This is a genomic window from Sphingorhabdus arenilitoris, from assembly GCF_042651485.1.
In the GTDB taxonomy this organism is placed as follows: domain Bacteria; phylum Pseudomonadota; class Alphaproteobacteria; order Sphingomonadales; family Sphingomonadaceae; genus Sphingorhabdus_B; species Sphingorhabdus_B arenilitoris.
The window spans coordinates 1,701,830-1,724,706 of the sequence record NZ_JBHSDH010000013.1; the positions used below are offsets into that span (position 1 = coordinate 1,701,830).

Consider the following 22,877-nt stretch of genomic DNA (forward strand, 5'->3'; position numbering starts at 1 on the left):
ATATCCTATAATTTAGAACATAACATGAACATTATCGATTCGTCCTTTCTTGCAAAAACGCCTCCGCCCGAACGTATCGCGGCGCTCAGGACTATGGCGCGGGCAAAGGATATAGGGAATATAGCAGCAGATTCCGTGCCTGCGGATCAGCGCGATTGCGGCGAATATTTCACTTTGGGTGCGGCGATATTTGACCGGGCTATGGCGGGCGGCGCGGGATATGCTGGCCTGCCGCTGGCCGCCCTGCACGAAATTTACAGCGCGGAGGCAGAGGATATGGGCGCGGCGTCGGCCTTTACCCTGCTCTGCGCCGAACGGGCCAGCGCCGCATTACAAGCCAAAGGCAGTAAGCGACAAAATGCTCCAGACCGGCCGATATTATGGGCGCGGGAAAGCCGCCATGCCCGGCAAAATGGTTATTTATATCCTCCCGGCCTGACCGAACTTGGTATTGACCCTGCGCGGATATTATATGTCGATGCGCCCGATAGTATTGCATTGCTATGCGCCGCCGCCGATGCCCTGCGTAGCCATGTGCCCTGCGCGGTCATTGCCGAATTATCGGGGGCCAGGCCAAAGGGTTTGGACCTGACGGCGACGCGGCGGCTTTCGCTGTCAGCGCAAAAATCGGGCATTCCGGTTTTCTGCTTGCGCATCGATGCCGCACCGATGGCCAGCGCCGCTTTTAGCCGCTGGCGCATTGCCTCTGCCCCTGCCCAGCCATTGGAGGCCAATGCCCCCGGCTATCCAGTTTTTGACGTCGACCTGCTGCGCCATCGCGGCGGGTTGGAGGGGCTGTCCGCCCGTTTGGAGTGGCATAGTGAACAAAAATCTTTTCGGGACGCGCCGGATATTGGCGCTGTTCCTGCCGTTTCTGGAAACGGAACGCATATCGAAAATATACGCAAACGCGCCTGACCTGCCGCCGGGTGAGCCTTTTGTCCTGACCGCCAAGATAAAGGGTGCGGTCACGATCATGGCGGCTGACCGGAACGCGGCGCATATGGGTATAATGCGCGGGATGAAGCTGGCCGATGCGCGGGCGCAGATTCCCGAATTGCGCGCATTTGACCATGACCCGCGCGAAGATGCGGTGCTGCTTGGCAATCTGGCCGAAGCCTGCTTGCGCTACACCCCCCTATCGGCCGCCATGCCGCCCGATGCATTGATATTGGATATTAGCGGCTGCACCCATTTTTTTGGCAAAATAGATACAGCGGCGCAGCGGGCACAGGCCGAAAACCGCTTGGCCGAAGATGTAGAAGACAGGCTAGACCGCGCCGGTTTTGAGGCTTTATGGGCGATCGCGGGCACCGGTGATGCGGCGCTTGCACTTGCCCGCTATGGCCTTCGGGAAGGAGCCGAAGCGCAATTGCCGGTGGCGGCGCTGGGCATGGATGACAAAACCCACCGCGCATTGGAACGCGCCGGCCTATATCATATCGGCGATCTAGCCGCGCGGCCCCGCGCCAATTTGGCCGCCCGTTTTGGCAGCGAGCTGGGGTTGAAACTGGACCGGATATTGGGCCGCGAAGATAGACCGGTAAATCCGCTGCGGCGATTGGGTAACGTGATGGCCGAGCGCCGCTTTGCCGAACCATCGACGCATGTGGATTTCGCGCTGTCCTGTTTGGCGGAATTATTTGCTGAGGCCGCTGGCGAAATGGAACGGCGCGGGCAAGGTGCGCGGATGATCCGGATGCTGTTATTCCGGTGTGACGGCGATGTCGCGCGGCTGACCATTGAAACCGGCGCAGCGACCCGCGATCAGGCCTTGTTCAAACGCTTATTGCGCGAACGGATCCATGCGCTTGATGATCCGCTCAATCCCGGTTTTGGTTATGACCTGATCCGGCTGACCATCACCGCTGCCGAAAATATGACGGTGCAGCAATATCAGCTGGAGGGCGGCGAAGACCAGAAAGGCGATGAAGCCGCGCTTATCGGACAGTTGAGCACCCGGCTGGGCCGCGGCCGGATTGTCCGCTTTGCTCCGGCAGACAGCCATATTCCCGAACAAGCCCTGCTCGCCCTGCCCGCGCTCGATAGCCCGCCGCCCTATAAATGGCCACTCGCCACAGGGGAGCAACCTCCGCTGCGGCCCTTACATATGTTCGATCCGCCGCAGCGCATTGAGGTGATGGCCGAAGTGCCCGATGGCCCGCCGCGCCGTTTCAAATGGCGGCGGCGGCTGCATCATATTTCCCGTTATGAAGGCCCCGAACGTATTGCATCACAATGGTGGCAGCATAAGGACGGACAGAAGGCCGGAAAAGGCGGCCTGACCCGCGATTATTACCGGGTAGAGGATGTGCGCGGGCGGCGTTATTGGCTGTTCCGGCACGGTCTATATGACCGCGAACGACCCGACCCCAATTGGTATATTCACGGGCTATTCGCATGACAGCGGATAGGAACCCGCCCGCCTATGCCGAATTATGCGCGGCCACCCATTATAGTTTCTTGCATGGCGCCTCTTCGCCTGCCGATATGGTGACGCAGGCCGCGGCATTGGGCATGACCGGCATTGGCATTGCCGACCGCAACAGCGTTGCAGGCGTAGTGCGCGCCCATGCCAGTCTGCGCAGCTTAAAGGAAGAAGCGGAGGCGCAAGGATTAACGCCCCCGCCATTGAAACTGATCGTCGGGGCGCGGTTATGTTTTGCCGACGCTACGCCCGACATTATCGCCTATCCTACGTGCCGCACCGCGTGGGGGCGGCTCACCCGGCTATTGTCCGCCGGCAATTTGCGCAGCAAAAAAGGAGCGTGCCATTTGCTTCTATCCGATTTGCTGGAATATCAGGATGGCCTGTTAATGATCGCGGCGGCCACGCCTGAACAATGCGGTTTGCTGACCCCGCTTTGCGCCGCTGCGCCAGGGCGGCTATGGATCGGGGCGGCGATGCACCGCAAGGGACAGGACGCACGGCATATCGCCCGGCTGGCGACAGCAGCTCGAGCATTGGGCCTGCCGCTATTGGCCAGCAATGATCCGCTTTACGCCGCCCCGGATCAACGCCCCTTGCATGATATATTGACCTGCATCGCCGAAAAAACCACCATCACCAGGGCAGGCAAATTGCTATCGGCCAATGCCGAACGTCATTTGAAACCGCCCGATGAAATGGCCCGCCTGTTCAGCGCCTATCCCGCCGCCATTGCCGAAACGCAAAATCTGCTTGCTCAGGTCCGCTTTAGCTTGGACGAGTTGCGCTATCATTATCCAGAAGAGCCGGTGCCAGAGGGATGGGATGCGCAAAGCTGGCTGGGTAAAATCGCCCATGACGCCGCCAATGCCCGCTATGGCGGCGCTGCTCCTGCTGCGTTAACGGCAAAGATAGACGAAGAGCTGACCCTGATCGGAAAGCTGGATTATGCGCCCTATTTTTTGACCGTATATGACATTGTCCAATATGCCCGCAGTCAGGGAATATTGTGCCAAGGCCGGGGGTCAGCGGCAAATAGCGCGGTTTGCTATGTGCTGGGCATTACCTCGGTTGATCCGATGCAGCATGACCTGCTTTTTTCCCGGTTTATATCGGAGGAGCGGCGCGAACCGCCCGATATTGACGTCGATTTTGAACATGAACGGCGCGAAGAGGTGATCCAATATATTTATGCACGCTATGGCCGCCACCGCGCCGCCATCGCCGCAACCGTGGTCCATTACCGGTCACGCAGCGCCATTCGGGAGGTCGGCAAGGCGCTGGGCCTGTCCGAAGATATCACCGCCCGCCTATCAAGCACCGTATGGGGCAGCTATTCAAGCAAAGCGCCCGATGCGCGTTATGGCGAAAGCGGGCTGGACCCGGACAATCCAGAAATAGCGCGGCTCGCCGATCTGGTCCGTGCCATATTGAAATTCCCGCGCCATTTGTCGCAGCATGTCGGCGGCTTTGTCCTGACACAGGACCGGCTGGACGAGACCGTGCCAGTGCATCATGCCGCGATGGACGGGCGCACTTTCATCGAATGGGACAAGGATGATATTGATACGCTCGGCCTGATGAAGGTGGATATATTGGCTCTCGGAATGCTCAGCTGTATCCGCAAATCCTTTGACCTAATGCGCGCGCACCGGCTGGGCGATTATGATCTGGTCAGCATCCCGCGTGAAGATAGCGCAACCTATGATATGCTGTGCACGGGCGATAGTATCGGGGTATTTCAGGTCGAAAGCCGGGCGCAGATGAATATGCTGCCCCGCCTGCGTCCGCGTGAATTTTACGATCTGGTGATACAGGTGGCGATCGTGCGTCCCGGTCCCATAGAAGGCGATATGGTGCATCCTTATTTGCGGCGCCGGTCGGGGGTGGAACCGGTTACGCTACCTTCACCTGCACCGCCGCATGATCCATATGAATTGCAATCGGTATTGGGCAAGACATTTGGCGTTCCGCTGTTTCAGGAACAGGCGATGAAGCTTGCCATTGTTGCCGCCGATTTTTCCCCCGCCGATGCCAATAAATTGCGCCGCGCCATGGCGACATTCCGCAATGTCGGCACCATCCACCATTTTCAGGAAAAAATGGTCGAAGGCATGATTGCACGGGGTTATGAACGTGACTTTGCCGAACGCTGCTATCAACAGATTCAGGGTTTTGGCAGCTATGGTTTCCCCGAAAGCCATGCGCTATCCTTTGCGATCCTTGTCTATATCAGCGCGTGGATCAAATGCCATCATCCGCCGGTCTTTGCCGCTGCCTTGCTCAATTCTCAGCCCATGGGTTTTTATGCCCCAGCGCAAATTGTGCGCGATGCCCGCGACCATGATGTTGAGATACGCGGGATAGACATCAACTATAGCGATTGGGACAATAGCCTGGAACCTGCCGAAACCGGCCCGCATCTCCACGCGCTGCGCATCGGGTTGCGGCAGATTGACGGTTTTCGCACCCTATGGGCGCAGCGCATTTTGGCAGCGCGGCCATTTGATAGCATGGAGCAGCTGGCGCATAAGGCGAAACTGCCGCAGCGCGCGCTCCGGCTGCTGGCCGATGCCGATGCCTGCCGCTCCATCGGATTGAACCGGCGGCAGGCATTGTGGGAGGCGCGGCGGGTACAAGCGGATATATTGCCCTTATTCGAAGCGGCCAATGCCCGCGAATTGGCCGAAGAAGCCGACGCCCGGCTACCCATTATGACCAAAGCGGAAAATGTGGTCAGCGATTATCAAAGCATCAAATTGTCGCTCACCGGCCACCCAATGGAATTTCTGCGGGATGATCTGCGGCGCCAAGGCATTTTAAGCTGCGCCGAACTTGCCAAAGCAAAAAATGGTAGCTTTGCCAAAGTTGCCGGCGTGGTCCTGATCCGGCAGCGGCCGGGAAAGGGCAATGCGATTTTCATCACATTGGAGGATGAAAGCGGGGTGGCCAATTTGCTGTTATGGGCGCGCCTGTTTGAACGGATGCGGCGCCCGGTTATGGCCGCGCGGTTGATGGTCGCATCGGGCGAGGTGCAGCATAGCCGCGAGGGCGTGACCCATTTGATGGTCAGCCGGGTCGAAGATTGCACCGCCATGCTTCACGGCGTTGCTGCGCAGGAAAATCTGCCGATGCCCATGGCCCATGCCGATGAAGTCAAACGCCCGGTTTACCGTCAGGAGGACCGGCAATCGGCCCGAACGCAAGGGGATAACCGCTCCCGAATCCAAACGGCATTTCCCCGCGCCGGTCATCCCCGAAATGTGCGCATATTACCAAAATCCCGGGATTTTCATTAGGGTCAGGCCATATGCCATGAACCCACTGGCCGCGACCTGTAAAGCTTGATAGGGTTTGGCGCATGACCCAAATATCAAATCCGCCGCCGCATCGTCCGCGCCGTTCGTGCCTCTATATGCCCGCATCAAACGAACGCGCGATGGCCAAGGCGGCAAGCGTGGATGCGGATGTCATCATCCTCGATCTGGAGGATGCCGTCGCCCCCGATGCCAAGGATAGCGCACGTCAGGCCGCCTGCGACGCGATATCCGCTCGAAAATTTGGCGCGCGCGAAACCGTCATCCGCATCAACGCGCCCGATAGCATCTGGGGTCAGAATGATTTACGCGCCGCTGTTGCATCAGGCGTGGGCGCGGTGCTTGCCCCAAAAGTTACCAGCGCCGCTGATATTGCCGCCATTGACAGCGCCATGACTGCCGCTGGGGCAGCGTCCGATCTGCCGCTTTGGGTGATGATCGAAATGCCGGCCGCCATCTTAAACATTACCGAAATCGCCGCTGCATCGCGCAGCAGCCGCCTGTCCGCTTTTGTCGTTGGCACCAATGACCTGGCCAAAGAAATGCGGGCAACATCGGTGCCCGGCCGCGCCCCCTTCCTCACCGCGCTGCACATGACCGTTATGGCGGCCCGCGCGTTTGGTTTAGCTGCGATTGACGGCGTGTTTAACGACATTGGCGATCTAGACGGGTTAGAAGCAGAATGCGCGCAGGGCCGAATGATGGGATATGATGGCAAAACCGCCATCCACCCCGCGCAGCTGGCGCATTGCAACCGGATATTTTCGCCCGAGGCCGAAGAGGTGGCACAGGCCCGCGCCGTCATCGCCGCCTTTGCCGATCCGGCCAATGCAGGGCAAGCCGTCATCAAAGTGGATGGCCGCATGACCGAGCTACTGCATTTGGAAGAAGCCAAACGCACAGTTGCCATCGCCGATAGCATTGCAGCGGCAGCAAATTAGGGCATCAGGGCATTAAGGCTTTATATTAGGTTTGTTTTTGAAACTGGCTTTGCTAGCCTTCGCAAAATAAGTCGGCACCGCGCATAGGAGAGCAATATGGTCACGCTGAACATCAATGGAAAGGCGCATGAAGTTGATGCCGATCCAGCGACACCTATTTTATGGGTGGTGCGCGAACATTTGGGGATGACGGGCACCAAATTCGGGTGCGGCATCGCGCAATGCGGCGCTTGCACCGTTCATCTGGACGGGCAGCCGGTCCGCTCCTGCTCCACGCCCCTATCGCAGGCCGATGGCCGGTCATTGACCACGGTGGAAGGCCTGGCCAGCGCAGATGGCAGCCTGAGTAAGCTGCAACAGGCATGGATAAGCGAACAAGTGCCGCAATGCGGATATTGCCAATCGGGGCAGCTGATGTCCGCCGCCGCATTATTATCCCGCAACCCGCAGCCGAGCGATGAACAAATCAACAGTGCGATGGCAGGCAATATATGCCGCTGCGGCATGTATGGCCGCATTCGCCGCGCCATAAAGGTCGCCGCTGGTATTGAATCGCCGACTCAGCCGGAGGAAACGGCATGAGCGGCACCGATGAAAAGGCGGAAATAGCCGCCGCAAAAAATCCGCCGAAGAAAAAAGGCAAATGGACCCGCCGCGCGTTTATTGGCGCAGGGGCGCTGACCGGTGGGGCATTGATTGTCGGAGTTGCGGTGCGGCCCGGCAACCCTACGGGCAAGCTGAAATCGATGCTCGCAACCGGCGATGGCGAAGCGTTGATTAACGCCTGGGTCAAAATCGCCCCAGACAATATTGTAACCGCCATCGTCCCCCATGCCGAAATGGGCCAAGGTGCGCATTCGGCCTTAGCCCAGATGCTCGCCGATGAATTGGATGCCGATTGGAACAAGGTTGAAATTATGGAAGCGCCCGGCGTCGCGCTTTATGCCGGGGCAGACATCGGCCGCGAATTTCTGGTCCCCGAATTGGAGGTGCCGAATATTTTGGAACCCACGGTTCAGGGCACTTTCCTGAAGCTTGCCGACATGATGTCGATTGGTTTTACCGGTGGCAGTTTTTCGATACGGGGCGCGGGCAACCGCAGCTTGCGAACCGCTGGCGCAGCGGCTCGGCAAATGTTGATCGCCGCAGCAGCCGAAAAATGGGGTGTGCCAGCAGCGGAAATATCCACCGCCAAATCCATGCTGACCCACACGGCTTCCGGCAAGTCAGCGACCTATGGCGAATTTGCCGCCGCCGCCGCTCTACAAGATATGCCGGTGAAACCGCCGCGTAAGACACCCGATCAATATCGGCTGATGGGTAAAGCCATTGCGCGCAAAGATATTCCGGCCAAGGTCGATGGAAGCGCGATATTCGGCATAGATGCCAAAGTGGACGGCATGAAATATGCCGCCGTCAAAGCGCCGCCGGTGACCGGCGCTCGGGTGGAAAAAATGGATGCTTCGGCGGCAAAATCGATGCCGGGCATATTGCAAATATTGAATATGGGCGATTTTGTAGCGGTGATTGCCGACGGATATTGGCAGGCGCAGCAAGCGTTGGGCACCATCACCGCCGCCTATTCCAAGACCGAAGGCGATAGCGCCGATCAAACGGCCATATTTGCGGCTTATGCCAAAGCATTGGACGCAGCAGGCGCAGATGGCGGCGATGTCGAAAGCGAAAAAGGCGATGCCGCCGCTGCATTTGCGAGCGCCGCAAAAAAGGTGAAAGCCGAATATCAGGCCCCCTTTCTGGCCCATGCAACGATGGAGCCGATGAATTGCACCGCGCGGGTGAAGGATGGGCGCTGCGACCTGTGGGTGGGCACGCAAAATCCGCTTGGCGTCCGCCGCGATGTCGCAGCGGCCATTGGCATTGGCGAAGATAACGTAACCGTGCATAACGCCTATCTCGGCGGCGGATTTGGGCGGCGCAGCGATAGCGACGTCCCCGTAATGGCAGCACGGCTCGCCAAGGCAGCGGGTTATCCAGTCAAAATGATCTGGTCACGCGAAGAAGATACAGCGCAAGATCATTACCGCCCGTCTGCCATTAGCCGGTTTGAAGCCGGGATCGACGCGAATGGCAAATTGATAAGTTGGAATAATATCCACACGCATTCATTCGATCCCAAAGAAGCGCCGACCATGCCCTATTATGACATTGACAATCATCTGATCCGCAAGGTGGACGTCCCTATGCATTTGCGTTTTGGTCCGTGGCGCTCGGTCGATCATAGCCAGCATAGCTGGTTCATTGAAAGCTTTCTGGACGAAGTTTCGGAGGCGGCAGGTAAAGACCCGCTGGAAATGCGGCGGATGCTGCTGCAAAATGCGCCGCGCCATCTGGCGGTGCTCAACAAAGCTGCCGAAATGGCGGGTTGGGGCAAGCCGCTGCCTGCCGGGCATGGCCGCGGCATTGCCATCGCCGCCTCCTTTGGTTCGATAGTTGCCGAGGTGGCAGAGGTCGATTTAACCAGCGTTAAACCTAGGGTAACAAAAGTATTTTGCTGCGCCGATGTGGGTTTTGCCATGAACCCCGGCGGCGTAAAAGCCCAGATGGAGAGCGCCGTGATAGATGGTCTGAGCGCCGCGCTTTATGGCGAAATTACTGTGAAGGATGGCGCGGTTCAGCAAAGCAATTTCCACGATTACCAAATGCTGCGCATCAATGAAGCGCCGCAGATCATAGTGGAGATCATCAACGGCGATCCGGATCGTCCCGGCGGCGCGGGTGAACCCGGCCTGCCGCCGGTTGCACCTGCCGTTACCAATGCGATCCGGGCCGCAGGCGGCAAACGGATATATCAGCTGCCGATTGCAAAGCATTTCGCATGAGAAGGAACACCGATATGCACAGCCCCGCCAAAAAAACGGCATGTCTTTTGGGCGGCGCAATATTTGCCGCTTTGTTGGCCAGTTGCGGGTCCAAGCCGGCAGAGGAGCCAACCGAGCAAATTATCGTGCGGCAACCAGGCGACGCTGCAGCAGCATCCGTTGCCGCAGGCCCAGCGGATTTGGTCGCGGCCGGGAAAGCCGCCTTTGCCGCCTGCGCCGGATGCCATTCGGTTGCAGCAGATGGCGCATCAGGCGCTGGACCGAATTTACATGGCGTCGCTGGCCGCAAAGCAGGCAGCTTAACCGGCTTTGCCTATAGCGGCGCGATGACCGCGTCCGGCATCATCTGGACCCCGGAAGCGCTTGACCGCTATATCGCCAACCCTGCTGCCGTGATGCCGGGAACATCGATGGTCGCTGGCGCGGTGAGCGATGCCGATGACCGGGCGGCGATTATCGCCTATCTATCCAGCCTGTCAAAATAACGGCCGTTGGCGGGGTCAAATTAAGGGCAAAGCAGCATTGGATAATCGGCGCATATTCGGCTTTTTATGGGACAAGATCTCCAATCGCCAAGATTGCGTCCTCGTCACTATTTTATCGGTAGAAGGATCATCGATGCGCAATCCAGGGGCGCATATGGGCGTTTGCGCCGACGGAAGCTTCGCAGGATCATTGTCCGGCGGCTGTATTGAAAATGCGGTGGTTGCCGAAGCCTTACTGGCGCTGAAAAATGGCTGTCCCCGCGTCACCCGATTTGGTGCAGGATCGCCCTATATGGATATAAAACTGCCCTGCGGCGGCGGGCTGGATATCCATTTTCAACCGATAAATGCGCCCAAATTCATCGAACAATGCGCAGGGGCGATAGCAAAGCGAGCCCCATTTGCCCTCAGCCTGCCTATAACCGGGGACCCTATCGATTGCGGCGACGCGGCATTTCTGGCGGGCTGGCGGCCGATCACCATCGGTTCAGGCGGTGCCATTGTCGGTCATTGGCCTGCGCCCAAATTGCAGGTCATCGGCCACGGTGCTGCGACCGAGAGCCTGTGCCGTTTGGCGGTCAGCATGGATTTGGATGTGCGCGTCCTAACCCCCGACGCCGCGTTGGCCGCGCGGTTATCGGATACAGTGCAGGACAGGGTTCTGCTCCGCACGCCGCAAGATATAAAATCATTGGAAAGCGACCCGTGGACCGCAACGATATTCCTGTTCCATGACCATGATTGGGAAGGATATTTGATCCGGGAAGCGTTAGCCCAGCCGCATTTTTACATCGGCGCGATGGGCGGACGCCGCGCACACAGCAGCCGTGTCCAAGCCCTGTCGGCGCTCGGCATAACATCGCCCGCAATCAGCAGCATAAAAGCCCCTATCGGCCTGTTCCATTCCGCCCGCGATCCAGATACCTTGGCGTTATCGGCATTGGCGCAGATTATCCAATGCTATCAAGAGGCAGACTTCACCTTGGCGCGGCATCATGGGTGAAGGGCGGGCGGAGTTTTCCCAATTGGTGCTGGCCATTTTGGCGGCCGGAGCATCGCAGCGCTTTGGGCAAGCCGACAAGCTGACCGCAGATTTGCGGGGTAAAATGCTCGGCCATCATGTCACCGATAATTTGTCCGGTTTGGATTTCATGCGCCGCGTCATAATTGCATCGGCCCCCGATCATGAATGTACCGCAGGATGGCAAAGAGCGGGATTTGAAATTGCGGTCAATGGTGAGGCCCAAAGCGGCCTAGGCACATCGGCCGCGTTGGCCGCGTGCATCGCACGGGGTGCTGGCGCGGCTGGCCTGATCATCTGCCTCGCTGATATGCCCTTTATCACGGTGCAGCATATTGAGCGCTTGGCCGAAAGCTGGGATGGTTCAGATGGCGCAATGGTCGCATCGGATAGCGGGCAAGCGGCTTCGCCCCCTGCGTTATTTGGCGCGGGCCATTTTGACATGCTGTCCCGCTTAACCGGCGACAGCGGAGCGCGCTCCCTATTGCCGGGTGCACAGCTGGTCAGTTTCGAAAGCGCAGCGCTCACCGATATTGACCGGCCGGAAGATTTGGCCAAAGCAAGGGACCGGGCCTAGAAACCGGCCTCAATATCAGCAAATGATAAAGCGTTCGGTACTGCGCGATTATGCGCAAACCAAGCTGCCATGTTCCTTAATAAAGGCACCGGCGGCGCCATAGAGCCCGGGCTGTTCATGCATCAGCTGCTTAACAGGGATTGTTTCCATCAAGCTTTCAAACCGGCCTTTGGCCCGGAAACGCTCGCGAAAACCAGATGACGGCAGGCGATGCGCAATGCGGCTGCCCAGCCCGCCAGCCATCACCACCGAACGCGCGCCATGGGCCAATGTAATATCCCCGGCGAACGACCCAAGGCATAAGCAGAAACGGTCAAAGGCCGCAGCGGCCACGCTATCTTCACCCGAAAGCGCCAATTGCCACAGCGCCTTGTCATCAAGCTGCTTTGCCTGCTGCCCTTCCATTTCGGCAAATACCTTGTAAATAACCTGCAAACCCGGCCCCGCGACAATGCGTTCCACCGACACACGGCGGTGATGTTCGCGCAGTTTTTGCAGCAGCCGGTCTTCGATCAAATCATGCGGCGCAAAATCGACATGACCCGCTTCGGTTTCTGTCACGTGATAGCCCGTTTCCATTTTCAGGACATGGGCCACGCCAAGGCCAGTGCCCGGCCCCAATATGGTAACAAGCCCGGTATCGGGTATGCGATGGTCCGGCCCGCAAATATGTTGGAACTGGTCATCACCCAGCAACGCCACGGCATGACCAACGGCACCAAAATCATTGATCAGCGTGAAGCGGTCTAAGCCAAGTTTTTCCGGTATCATTGCTGGACGGATCATCCAGCTATTGTTGGTCAGGTGCAGCACCTCACCGCCAACATGTCCAGCAACGGCGATTGCGCCGCTCCTCGGCAATTCGCGGCCAATCTCCCGGCCATAGGCCTGCCACGCGGTTTGCAAACTTGGATGTTCCCCGCTTTTCAACGTCAATTGATCGTCGAGTGAGAGGATGCGGCCATCGTCGATGGTTGCGATGGCAAAACGCGCATGCGTCCCACCAATATCAGAAACTACGATTTCTTCGGTCATAATAAAAAGGTTCCGTCCCTCAAAACCAAGCACTTACCCGCTATACAGTCAAGTCAGGAAAGGCTTTCGTGATGAAGGCCAGCATTTTCTCCCTACCCAATATTCATCCGCCGCATGTCCCCACATCAGCGGCTGATGACATCTGGATGACAGCGTTGTCAGGAAAAGGCAAGCGATTCTATCCTGTTTTAGGCCAGTTCCCGTTATTTTATTTCATCAATGTAACGATCAAAGCCATTATTGCGCCACAATATGTTCGGCGATATAATCTTCATGCGGCGGCATATGATCAACCGATGCGTCGATGGTTTGCAGCATCGCGGCAAGCCTGCGCCGCACCTCTTCAGTATCTACCATATCGGCGAAGGGATGATAACGCGCCCCGCCGAAATTCTGCCCCGTCAGCACCGCGAGCCAATTGGCCGCTTTGAACAATTCCTCTTCTTTATAGGAAATCTGTCCGCAGGCGTGAAACAGGTCGATTTTCCGTTGCAGGCTGTCCGGGTTTTTCCGGTTTTTCCCAAATCGCCAAAATTCGGAATCTTCGCGGCTGGTGGCGTTATAATGGAGGATGAGGAAATCCCGGATATATTCATATTCCTCGGCCGTGCGCCGATTATATTCGGCGGTGACATGGGGGTCAAAATCCTTGCTGGGGAAAAAGGCCATAAGCCGCAATAGCGCGGATTGGATCATGTGGATCGATGTGGATTCGAGCGGCTCCATAAAGCCGGACGATAATCCCAGCGCCACGCAATTTTTCACCCAGCTTTTTTTGCGCCGACCCGTGGTGAAACGCAATTGCCGCGGATCGGCAAGCGGCTTTCCATCCAGACTGGCGAGCAACGTCGCCAAAGCCGCATCATCGCTGATATATTCATTGCAATAGACATGACCGTTGCCAATCCGGTTCTGCAAACCGATGCGCCATTGCCATCCGGCATCATGCGCCGTGGCCCGGGTATAAGGCAGCGGGGGCCCCGCATTTTCACACGGCACCGCAATCGCACTGTTGCAAGGTAGCCAATGGGACCAGTCTTCATAGCCCGCCTGCAACGTCTGCTCGATCAGCAACCCGCGAAAGCCGGTGCAGTCGATGAACAAATCGGCGCTGATTTGAGTGCCATTGTCCAACAGCACCGATTCCAAAAATCCATCATCGGCGCGTTGATGCACATGGGCGACCTTTGCCTCGATACGGGTAACGCCCAACCCCTCGCTATATTCACGCAGGAAACGGGCAAATAGGCCAGCATCGAAATGAAAGGCATAGGCAATGGACGCGAGCGGCGATCGTTCGATATTCAGCGGACGGGTGAATTTCCCGGCGCGCGCGGCAACGGCCTGAAGCGCATAATCCTCAAGCGGCCGCATATCCCCCGTTTGACGCATTTTCATCCAATAATGGTGAAAGGATATGCCCTGCATATCATAGCCATATTTGCCAAAGGGATGCATATATCTCTCCCCCTTGGCGCCCCAATTCACAAATTCGATCCCCAGCTTAAATGTCGCATTGGTCCGGCGGACAAATTCATTTTCGTCTATGCCGAGCATCTCGATAAAATTGAGGATCGGCGGAATCGTCGCCTCTCCGACACCCACCGTGCCGATCTCTTCGGATTCGACGAGGGTGATTTTGGCCGAGCGCCCCAAAGTGCGAGCGATTGCCGATGCAGCCATCCAACCGGCAGTACCGCCGCCTATGATGAGGATTTTCTTGATGGCCCGGTCCAAGTCAAATTCTCCCACTGCTAATATATTTTTCGCATCGCCGCATGTTACGCTTTGCCTAAGCTATTCATAATGAAACCCAATATAGAATTGGTCCGCTGCGCACTGGGGGCACCCAATACACCGCGTGCATGGGGCGGGATATGGTCTGCTGCGCGGGTGGCGCCTTCTTCAAACACATAATTGTCGAAATAGGCGCGCCAAGCCTGTTTTTCCGCCAGCGGGCGTTCCCGTAATGCCAGCATGGAAAGGGCCAGTGCCTGCATTTGGAGTGGGAATTGGCTGCTGGACCACCAATAGTTGACGAGCATGTTAAATGATCCGTCCGCCTCCACATGATGCCACCATAAAGGGGGCAAAAACAGAGCATCACCCGGCTCCAATTCAACAATAATCGCCGCCTCCATCGCCTGACGAAAACGGGGATACTTCGCAAAATCGGGATTGGCAAAATCAACAAGGCTTGCAGGTGGTCCCGCCATATTAAATTCCAGCGGGCCGATATAGAGATTGCCAATTTGGTCCGGCGGAAAAATGGTGAAACGCCGTTTGCCTGAAATGGCACAGGCGATATTGAAATCTGAATCAAAATGGGCGGCAACGCGTGATCGATTGCCGATCCATAGTCGCGGTTCAATTCTGCCATCCAATAATGGCATCCGGTTTTCCTGTGCAAATTGCGGAACAAAATGCGAGGCAGGGACCGATCCTGCATATATCGCCATAGGATCATCTTGCCCAGTCAGTTCGATCATTTTGTCCAGCAAGGCGGGTAACGGCGCATTGCGTCGTTCGAAATTGAATCCCCGCATTTGGGGATCGTAAAAATGACGGCCTGCCTGCGTCCCCGGTGCAAAGAATGTTTCAATCATCGCGCCATTATAGAGACCACGTAAATAGGCCGATAAGTTTTCTGGCGATTGAATTGCGGCTTTGGTTGCTGGCCAATCAGCTACCAGAGCGCGGAAGATAGCAGGGGTCCCGGAATTTAGAATGCCGTCTTCGAATAAAGGGCGGTCAACGTCATGATATTCAGCAATGGGTTCAACGGGGACAGTCAAATCAAACTCCTATAGGGCAGATGATTGGCGATCATTACCTTGGCCGTCAATGGCCAGCTGTCATCCAATGTCCGAAAATCGATCATCCTAAAAGAAAAATGGCGGCCGTTTTAAGGGCCGCCATTTCCTGTTATTCAATTGCTCTTGGGATTAGAAATTGAAACGTAGACCCACGCTGAACCGGCGGTCATTCCGCAAGTAGGAACGGGGAGCAGTTGGACCAGCCTGCGCTCCTGTACCATCGTTAAACGCTGTCAGCTGTTCGGTCGTTGTAATTTCGTCCAGCAAGTTCGACGCCTGAACACCCAATTTGAAATTGTCAGTGATCGAATAGAAAATCGACGCATCCAACTGTCCAGTAGGGGCATGATAAATCGGCGAGAACGGACGGATTACGTCACGCGAGGTCAGCAAGAACCGGCTGCGCCAGTTATATGCTGCACGGGCCGAGATACCATATTTTTCGAACAGCAACGCCGCGTTGAACGTATGCTTCGACAGCTGATCCAGCGGAAGAATGATACCCGCATAACGCGGTTCATTCGCTGGGCTCTCGAAATCGGACGGGCTCAAGTAGGTGTAGTTTCCTTCAACACCAAAACCACCGAAGAAACCGGGCAGCTCGTCATTGAAGAAGTGGCTGAAGCCAAATTCAAAACCTTTGACGCTGCCGCTGCCGATATTCACTTGCTGGTTCACCAATACATCTGCGGTAACATTAGTTGCCGGCGACGTGAATTGTTGCACAACCGAACCCGATTGCAGAACATTATCCAGTTTCTTGTAAAACAGATTGAGCGTCAAAGACGTTCCAGCCTTTGGATAATATTCAAAACCCAAGTCGAAGTTCGTTGACAAAATGCCTTCTTGCCGTGCGCCGCCGGTATTGGTCGAGAACAGCGGCGTTGTCGCCCGCTCCTCCGCAGGGAAGGCGTTCAAGTCGGTTGCAAAGATCGAGGCCGAAAATGCGTTCACGCCAAAATCAGGCCGTGACATGGCACGCGACGCCGCCGCTCGGATGATGAAATCATCCGAAAGGTGGAAGTTCACGTTGATGCTCGGCAGGAAATAGTCGTAGCTGTTGCGCAACGTAACCGGTGAAGAAGCGACTGAGGCATTGGCTGCCAAGAAGCTTTCAAAGGTCGCCAGCTGCGCGGCATCAAACGCACAATATCCGGGCAAAAGCGTGCCTGGCGTTGGTGTTACGGCACAGTTTATCGCCGCAGTGGAAATAGGCCGTGGAGCATCTGGATTCGACTCGTCTGCGGGCTGCAAACCATATACTTGCTCAAACGTAGGCGCTGTCAGGAAACCCCGCGTTTGGAAATCGGTATTCACATAGCGCACACCGACATTACCATTAATATAAGTGCCATCGCCAAATACATCTTCAATTTGGAAATCGGCGCGGGCATATGCCGCCCATGTCTCTTCACGGCTTTGGTTAATATCTCCTGGAAGGAAAGGAGTACCTTCTATCACCCCATCACGTTCAGCAAGCGGCGTCCAGAAGGCGCGAGGATTATTCGCAAGCAGCAGTTGTTGCAGGCTACCGTCGCGATAGGCCGAGATCAAATCGATCGTGGGGTAAGCCCCAACCGGAGCCGGGTTAAATCCACGCTGAAAATTTGGGAAGTTAAATAGTTCAGGCGCCAATCCTGTCCCAGTTGTATCGCTAAAACGGGTCAGATAACCCGATGAAAAAGTGTCAGGCTCTCCATCACCATTGAAATCTTGCCCATCGCCATTCCAGCTTTCCGACAAGTTACTCCAGTTATAGGTTGTGTAACGACGGGTCTGTTCACGGTCTGAATAACGACCACCCACCCGCAGGGCCCGCAAGAACCCACCGTCGCTAACATCATATTTGACATCGGCACGGAAGGCTTTTTCTTCGCCATCGCTCTGCTCAATATGATCCATGGCAGCACGGTAATAATAAGATTGGAGATTGTTGAGCGTATCCAATCCGCTGCTGCCATCTTGACCAACAAGCGCGACATTAGGAATACCGTTATTCGTAGCGCCAACTTGACCAACAAGCTGTTGAAGGCCAGGCGCTACTAAGCCCGAGAAATCAGGCAGCACGATTGAGTTGTCCGAAATCGCTCCGAAAATCGACATATCCAAATCGTCGGAGCTCGCCTTTGCAAGCTGCGCGTCAAATGTAAATGTCAAACGGTCCGTCGGCTTTAACACGATGTTCAGCGAGAGGTCTTCCGTCCGGTTTTTTGTTTCGCGTTGGCGCAGCGGGAAGGATTGCAGGTTTACGCCGCCTGTCAAAGTGCCCGAAGTAAGGACGCCGCGATCGTCAAAAACAAAATCGGCATTCGACGGATTTCCGCCGGCACCCAAATCGCCCTCAATTACCCGCTCGCCCCACTCTTGCTTCGCATCGGCGCGGATATATTCAAGAGTTACGACAGCAGATTCATCCAAAGATTCCCATTGCAGCGATCCAGCATATGTTGAACGGTCGCGCTGAAACTCCGAAGAGCGCGCACCAATTGCTCGAGGTGTAAATAGCACGCCATTTTCACCATCAGCGAGGTCCGGACGATCCACATAATCCGAAATTTGTGTTCCGTAAGATGTCGAATTCAGTTTTGAACGACCATAGCTGCCAAGCACCCCGATACGGCCGATCGGTGTGTCAAAGACATTGCTTGCCAAAATCGAATAGGTTGGCTGAATATCTTTACGAATGTCCCCGTAACTACCTTCAATCGTACCAGCAACAACGAAACCTTTTTGATCGAGCGGCTTGCGTGTCCGCAAATTGACCGTGCCGGAAATACCGCCCTCAATCATGTCCGCAGTCGAGTTTTTGAACACCAATACGCTGCCCAACAATTCAGGCGAGATATCATTAAACCCGAGCGCCCGGCCAGTATTCACGCTAAACGCATCACGGCCGTTAAATTCGCCGCGCACATAGTTCAGTCCGCGAATAACAACGTTCGATCCCTCAATGGAAAAGTGATCAGGGTCATCACGGCCTTGGAACCTTGTAATCGTAACACCTGGGATGCGCTGCAAAGTTTCGTTAACTGATTTGTCGGGAAGCGCACCAATGTCCTCGGCGGTGATCGCGTCCACAAATGTATCTGCTTCGCGTTTAATATTTTGTGCCGATTCGATACGGGCGCGAATGCCGCTGACGATAATTACGTCATCCGACGCTGCTGTTTCTTCGGCGGGCTCATCCGTCGTATCTTGCGCAAAAGCCGGCGCAGACACCATCAAGCCGAGCGCGAGCACCGATGCGCCAGCGAGCAAGCGCTTTGAGCTGCGCGATGCGGACGCAGGATATAATTCAGTTGATAAACGATTTAACATTCTTTCCTCCCATTTGGCATGACAAGCTTGTCATGCCGACAAAAACACGGCTGGTTAGCCCAGCTCAAAAAACTCCGTCCGGTTAATCCTGATTTATGACAAGCTTGTCAATCACTGTTTTCGGAGTTATTTCAAATTTCATCAAAACGTGACATCTTTGTTACAGCCGAGGCCGGGTCGCCGTAAGATAAATAGATTTATAGGGCCTTTGCCGAATATATTGAGGGGAGCAAGATATAATATGTCGAATGCAATGTCGAATCGCCCGCTGCTGAAAAAAAGCGTCGGTTTATTGATGGTCAGCGCGATGTTATCGCCTGGCTTCGCCAGCGCACAGACGCCTCCTCCGGGCGGCAAGCCTTATACCTCCGTCCCCGCGACACCGATCAAACGCTGCGCCAATTTGGGCAATATGTTTGAACAGCCAAAAGGCGCGGCGTGGGGCGGGCGGATGCCGGTGGAAAAGGATTTGTATGAAATAGCGGCTATCGGCTTTGACACTGTCCGCTTTCCTATTCGCTGGTCAGCCTATGCCGACACAAAGCCGCCCTACACCATCGACCCCGATATGTTCAAACGCGCGGATGAGGTCGTCGATTGGGCAACCAAGTATAAGCTGAATATCATCGTCGACATGCATCATTATGACGAACTGTTCGAGGATCCCGAAGGTCACAAGGAGCGCTTCATCGCATTATGGCAGCAAGTGGCCGAGCATTATAAAGACCGGCCAGATTCGGTTTTGTTCGAAATCATCAACGAACCGCATAAGAAGCTGACCAATGATGTGGTGGAACCCATGCTGACGACGATATTGGCCGACATTCGCAAAAGCAATCCCACGCGCAAGGTGATTATGGGCGGCGATTTTTGGAGCGGCATTTCTTCGCTGGAGACATTCGATCCGCCCAAGGACCCCAATGTGATTGCGACATTCCATTTTTACGAACCGTTTAATTTCACGCATCAAGGGGCGAGCTGGGTCGATCCGTCGCCGCCCGCACCGGCGCAATTTGGCAGCGACGCCGATTATGCCTGGCTCGATAAAATGGCCGATGCCACCATCAAATTTCAGCAGCGCACCGGCGTCCCTTTATTTCTGGGAGAATTTGGCGCGATCGACAGCGCTCCGTTAAAAGAGCGGGTGCGCTATACTTATGCCGTGCGCAAACAAGCCGAGGCTTTGAATATCGGATGGTGCGTTTGGGCCTATACCAATACATTCCATGTGCGCCGCGACGATGGCTGGATACCGTCCATGGTGGCCGCGCTGGGCCTACCGCCGGAAGCTCAGAAAAATAGCCGGACCGCCGCCGAATAAAGCGGCAGCGGGGCAGCGATAGAAGCCATAACCGGCGGCCGGTTATTCCAACCTTGTATTCAGGCGTCTTTTTCAGGCATCTGGCGCAGGCGGCCCTGCTGAATCCCGCTCGACCAGCGAATGTTGAAGGAAGATCGTGCTTTCGCCTTCTTCGCTGCTGAAACTTTGTGCGATATTTTCAGACAATAGTTGCACCGCATTGGCGGCCAAATCGGAAATAGGTTGCCGGATGGTGGTCAAATGCGGGCTAATAATCCCAGCGATGGGTGTGTCGTCAAAACCCACGACTGACAATTGCCCTGGCACCGCAATATTGCGGCGATAGGCGGCGGCAATGATTGCTGCGGCCATATCGTCATTGCTGGCGAAAATAGCGGTTGGCCGCTCCGGCATATCCAAAAGCGATTCGGCGCATTCGAGGCCACTGGCATAGTCAAAATAACCTTGGCGCATCAGTGCTGGGTCGGGTTCCATCCCATAGGCATGCAATGCCTGGCTATAGCCTGCATATCGTTTCACCGAGGCGCCATGATCGGGGTGACCGCGAATATAACCTATGCGGCGGTGACCGAGTTTCAGCAAATATTCGGTGATTTCCTTTGCCGCCGCCATATCATCCATATTGACCGAAAATTTCGCGCTATCCGGATCAACCGGCGCCACCAGAACATAGGTGCAGCCTTGCGCCTCCAGCAATTCAATCACATCGGGATCGTCGCATAAAGGCGGCGTCAATATCAAGCCAACGGGCGACAATGTTTTGATTAGGCGGCGGACATCGTCCACACCGTTGGGGCATTCGTCCAGAACCAATTGCATGGAAAGTTCATGGCATTTGGCCAGCGCGCCGAAATGGACATTTTCCAAATAGCTGCGGCTGGGGTTATTCACCAACAAGGCAACAATCTGAGTCGTTCCGGCACGCAGCGTCCGAGCGGCCTGGTTCAGTTTATAGTCCAGCCGCGCCGCTGCATCGAGGACGGCGGTCTTGGTTTCTTCGCGGACATAGCTTTCTTTATTCAACACCCGCGAAACGGTTTTCAAAGACACGCCCGCCTCACGCGCGACATCGACCATGGTCGAACGTCTTTGTCCTCTTGTCGCCAACTGCGTCATCCCAATGCCTTCCCCCGAAATATCCTCAACATCTCTATTCTCCTTGTCGCTGCCTGTCAAAGAAGGTCACGTCAAGACAAGCTTGTCATAAATCATGCTTGGTTCTATCGCAATCAACCTTAGGAGGCGAATTATGTCCGTAGGCGGGAATTTTGTAGATAATGTGGTTATCGTGGGCGGCGGCACCGCGGGATGGATGACTGCGGCCGCATTAAGCCATAAATTTGGCACATCGGGTGCGCAAATCACGTTGATCGAATCCGAAGAAATCGGCACGGTTGGAGTCGGCGAAGCGACATTGCCGCATATCCGTTTTTTCAATGCCGCCATGGGCATTGACGAAGCCGAGTTAATGGCCCGCACACAGGCTACATTCAAATTGGGCATCGAATTTGCAGGATGGGGAAAGCCGGGCGAAAGCTATATTCATCCCTTTGGCGATTATGGCGAACCGCATGATGGCATCGCATTCCACCATTTATGGACGCAGCAGCGATTGGCCGGGAACCATAAACGCTTATGTGAATATAGCCTGCCCGTGATGATGGCGGAGGCCAACCGCTATACAATGCCCGATCCAGATCCCGCTGCGTTGCTGTCCACATTTGGCTATGCGTTTCAGTTTGATGCCAGCCTTTATGCTGCTTATTTATCGCAATTATCACAAGGCCGGGGCGTCAAGCGGGTGGAAGGTAAAATCACCCATGCCAACCGCAATGGGGAAAATGGGCGGATCGATTCGGTGGTCCTAGAAAATGGCACGGTCATTGACGGCGATTTATTCATTGACTGCTCTGGCTTTCGCGGGCTGTTGATTGAACAGACGCTGGCAACGGGATATGAGGACTGGTCCCATTATCTACCGTGTAACCGGGCGTTTGCGGTGCAATGCGAACCGTCCGATCCGATTGGGCCATATACCCGGGCAACCGCACGCAAAGCCGGTTGGCAATGGCGCATCCCCCTGCAACACCGGATCGGCAATGGTCATGTCTATTGCAGCGATTATATCAGCGATGATGAGGCGCGGTCCATTTTGCTGGACAATCTGGAAGGCGCGCCGATCACCGAACCGCGCCAGTTATTTTTCAAAACCGGGCGCCGCAACAAATTGTGGAATGGCAATGTCGTCGCCATCGGATTGGCGGGCGGATTTTTGGAACCCTTGGAATCAACCAGCATCCATTTAATCCAGCAAGGTATCACGGCGTTGGTGGAGATGTTCCCGACCGACGCCAGTATGGATGCCGATGCGGAGGAATATAATGCGATGATGCAGTTGGAATTTGACCGTATCCGTGATTTTCTCGTGCTGCATTATGTTGCCAATCAACGCGAAGGCGAAAAATTCTGGGATGATATGCGCGCGATGGAATGGCCCGCGTCGCTGAAAGAAAAAGTCACCGCGTTTGTCCAAAGCGGTATCATCCCGCGTTATGATGTGGGTGCTTTTTTACCGCCAAGCTGGCTCGCCGTGTTTGTCGGACAAAATATCCTACCGCAAGGCTATGACCCCCGGCTAGACCGGTTTGACGCCAACCAGATTGCCCGCGAGGTTGAAAATTTGCGAAGCCGGATTGCGGGCACTGTGGACGGCCTGCCGGTGCATATGGATTTTGTGCGCGGTCATTGCCCCGGTAATATCAGCCCAGCATTATAACC

The 22,877-nt window shown here is 55.7% G+C and carries 16 protein-coding genes; 11 read left to right on the forward strand and 5 right to left on the reverse strand.

Annotation, left to right across the window (positions count from 1 at the left end; all coding sequences use genetic code 11):
- Window positions 1–24 precede the first annotated feature (24 nt).
- From ACFOWX_RS12435 to ACFOWX_RS12475, 9 genes are all read left to right on the forward strand, one after another.
- On the forward strand, window positions 25–918 hold the full coding sequence (locus ACFOWX_RS12435) for an ImuA family protein (RefSeq protein ID WP_381424576.1): 894 nt from the start codon (window positions 25–27) through the stop codon (window positions 916–918).
- The gene (locus ACFOWX_RS12440) at window positions 821–2,404 is read left to right on the forward strand and encodes a Y-family DNA polymerase (protein ID WP_381424579.1); all 1,584 of its coding nucleotides are present in this window, start codon (window positions 821–823) and stop codon (window positions 2,402–2,404) included. Before ACFOWX_RS12435 ends, ACFOWX_RS12440 begins: the two co-directional genes overlap by 98 nt.
- Entirely contained in the window at window positions 2,401–5,727 is a 3,327-nt protein-coding gene (locus tag ACFOWX_RS12445) for an error-prone DNA polymerase (protein ID WP_381424581.1), read from the forward strand. The genes ACFOWX_RS12440 and ACFOWX_RS12445 overlap by 4 nt, the downstream gene beginning before the upstream one ends.
- 62 nt (window positions 5,728–5,789) lie before the next feature.
- A complete protein-coding gene (locus ACFOWX_RS12450) occupies window positions 5,790–6,686 on the forward strand; it encodes an HpcH/HpaI aldolase/citrate lyase family protein (RefSeq protein WP_381424583.1) in 897 nt (298 codons plus the stop codon).
- 96 nt (window positions 6,687–6,782) lie between these two features.
- The gene (locus ACFOWX_RS12455; protein ID WP_381424585.1) at window positions 6,783–7,268 is read left to right on the forward strand and encodes a (2Fe-2S)-binding protein; all 486 of its coding nucleotides are present in this window, start codon (window positions 6,783–6,785) and stop codon (window positions 7,266–7,268) included.
- The gene (locus ACFOWX_RS12460) at window positions 7,265–9,526 is read left to right on the forward strand and encodes a xanthine dehydrogenase family protein molybdopterin-binding subunit (protein ID WP_381424587.1); all 2,262 of its coding nucleotides are present in this window, start codon (window positions 7,265–7,267) and stop codon (window positions 9,524–9,526) included. The genes ACFOWX_RS12455 and ACFOWX_RS12460 overlap by 4 nt, the downstream gene beginning before the upstream one ends.
- A 14-nt stretch (window positions 9,527–9,540) precedes the next feature.
- Entirely contained in the window at window positions 9,541–10,011 is a 471-nt protein-coding gene (locus ACFOWX_RS12465) for a c-type cytochrome (protein WP_381424589.1), read from the forward strand.
- Window positions 10,012–10,048: 37 nt separating this feature from the next.
- Entirely contained in the window at window positions 10,049–11,014 is a 966-nt protein-coding gene (locus ACFOWX_RS12470; RefSeq protein WP_381424591.1) for an XdhC family protein, read from the forward strand.
- Window positions 11,007–11,609, forward strand: a complete 603-nt coding sequence (locus tag ACFOWX_RS12475) for a nucleotidyltransferase family protein (protein ID WP_381424593.1) — start codon at window positions 11,007–11,009, stop codon at window positions 11,607–11,609. The genes ACFOWX_RS12470 and ACFOWX_RS12475 overlap by 8 nt, the downstream gene beginning before the upstream one ends.
- A gap of 48 nt (window positions 11,610–11,657) precedes the next feature.
- On the opposite strand, the gene glk is transcribed toward ACFOWX_RS12475, so the two are convergent.
- The 4 genes from glk to ACFOWX_RS12495 form a co-directional block, all read right to left on the reverse strand.
- Window positions 11,658–12,644, reverse strand: coding sequence for a glucokinase (glk, locus tag ACFOWX_RS12480; RefSeq protein ID WP_381424595.1), 987 nt, complete (start codon window positions 12,642–12,644; stop codon window positions 11,658–11,660).
- A 237-nt stretch (window positions 12,645–12,881) separates the two neighbouring features.
- Window positions 12,882–14,381: a tryptophan halogenase family protein gene (locus ACFOWX_RS12485; protein ID WP_381424597.1), complete on the reverse strand. Its 1,500-nt coding sequence runs from the start codon at window positions 14,379–14,381 to the stop codon at window positions 12,882–12,884.
- A 44-nt stretch (window positions 14,382–14,425) separates the two neighbouring features.
- Window positions 14,426–15,439 carry a cupin-like domain-containing protein gene (locus tag ACFOWX_RS12490; RefSeq protein ID WP_381424599.1) on the reverse strand — a complete coding sequence of 338 codons (1,014 nt, stop codon included), beginning with the start codon at window positions 15,437–15,439 and terminating at the stop codon, window positions 14,426–14,428.
- Window positions 15,440–15,589: 150 nt separating this feature from the next.
- Window positions 15,590–18,778, reverse strand: a complete 3,189-nt coding sequence (locus ACFOWX_RS12495; RefSeq protein WP_381424601.1) for a TonB-dependent receptor — start codon at window positions 18,776–18,778, stop codon at window positions 15,590–15,592.
- A 241-nt stretch (window positions 18,779–19,019) separates the two neighbouring features.
- Between ACFOWX_RS12495 and ACFOWX_RS12500 the strand changes: the two genes are divergently transcribed.
- On the forward strand, window positions 19,020–20,099 hold the full coding sequence (locus ACFOWX_RS12500) for a glycoside hydrolase family 5 protein (protein ID WP_381424603.1): 1,080 nt from the start codon (window positions 19,020–19,022) through the stop codon (window positions 20,097–20,099).
- A 72-nt stretch (window positions 20,100–20,171) separates the two neighbouring features.
- On the opposite strand, the gene ACFOWX_RS12505 is transcribed toward ACFOWX_RS12500, so the two are convergent.
- A complete protein-coding gene (locus ACFOWX_RS12505; RefSeq protein WP_381424605.1) occupies window positions 20,172–21,215 on the reverse strand; it encodes a LacI family DNA-binding transcriptional regulator in 1,044 nt (347 codons plus the stop codon).
- 133 nt (window positions 21,216–21,348) lie between these two features.
- Between ACFOWX_RS12505 and ACFOWX_RS12510 the strand changes: the two genes are divergently transcribed.
- Window positions 21,349–22,875 carry a tryptophan halogenase family protein gene (locus tag ACFOWX_RS12510; RefSeq protein ID WP_381424608.1) on the forward strand — a complete coding sequence of 509 codons (1,527 nt, stop codon included), beginning with the start codon at window positions 21,349–21,351 and terminating at the stop codon, window positions 22,873–22,875.
- Window positions 22,876–22,877 lie beyond the last annotated feature (2 nt).

Bases quoted from the DNA above. Each gene is read 5' to 3' on its own strand.
- ACFOWX_RS12450 (WP_381424583.1), top strand. From the start codon at position 5,790: ATGACCCAAATATCAAATCCGCCGCCGCATCGTCCGCGCCGTTCGTGC.
- ACFOWX_RS12445 (WP_381424581.1), top strand. From the start codon at position 2,401: ATGACAGCGGATAGGAACCCGCCCGCCTATGCCGAATTATGCGCGGCC.
- ACFOWX_RS12510 (WP_381424608.1), top strand. From the start codon at position 21,349: ATGTCCGTAGGCGGGAATTTTGTAGATAATGTGGTTATCGTGGGCGGC.
- ACFOWX_RS12455 (WP_381424585.1), top strand. From the start codon at position 6,783: ATGGTCACGCTGAACATCAATGGAAAGGCGCATGAAGTTGATGCCGAT.
- ACFOWX_RS12500 (WP_381424603.1), top strand. From the start codon at position 19,020: ATGTCGAATGCAATGTCGAATCGCCCGCTGCTGAAAAAAAGCGTCGGT.
- ACFOWX_RS12495 (WP_381424601.1), bottom strand. From the start codon at position 18,778: ATGTTAAATCGTTTATCAACTGAATTATATCCTGCGTCCGCATCGCGC.
- ACFOWX_RS12435 (WP_381424576.1), top strand. From the start codon at position 25: ATGAACATTATCGATTCGTCCTTTCTTGCAAAAACGCCTCCGCCCGAA.
- ACFOWX_RS12460 (WP_381424587.1), top strand. From the start codon at position 7,265: ATGAGCGGCACCGATGAAAAGGCGGAAATAGCCGCCGCAAAAAATCCG.
- ACFOWX_RS12505 (WP_381424605.1), bottom strand. From the start codon at position 21,215: ATGACGCAGTTGGCGACAAGAGGACAAAGACGTTCGACCATGGTCGAT.
- ACFOWX_RS12465 (WP_381424589.1), top strand. From the start codon at position 9,541: ATGCACAGCCCCGCCAAAAAAACGGCATGTCTTTTGGGCGGCGCAATA.
- glk (WP_381424595.1), bottom strand. From the start codon at position 12,644: ATGACCGAAGAAATCGTAGTTTCTGATATTGGTGGGACGCATGCGCGT.
- ACFOWX_RS12475 (WP_381424593.1), top strand. From the start codon at position 11,007: ATGGGTGAAGGGCGGGCGGAGTTTTCCCAATTGGTGCTGGCCATTTTG.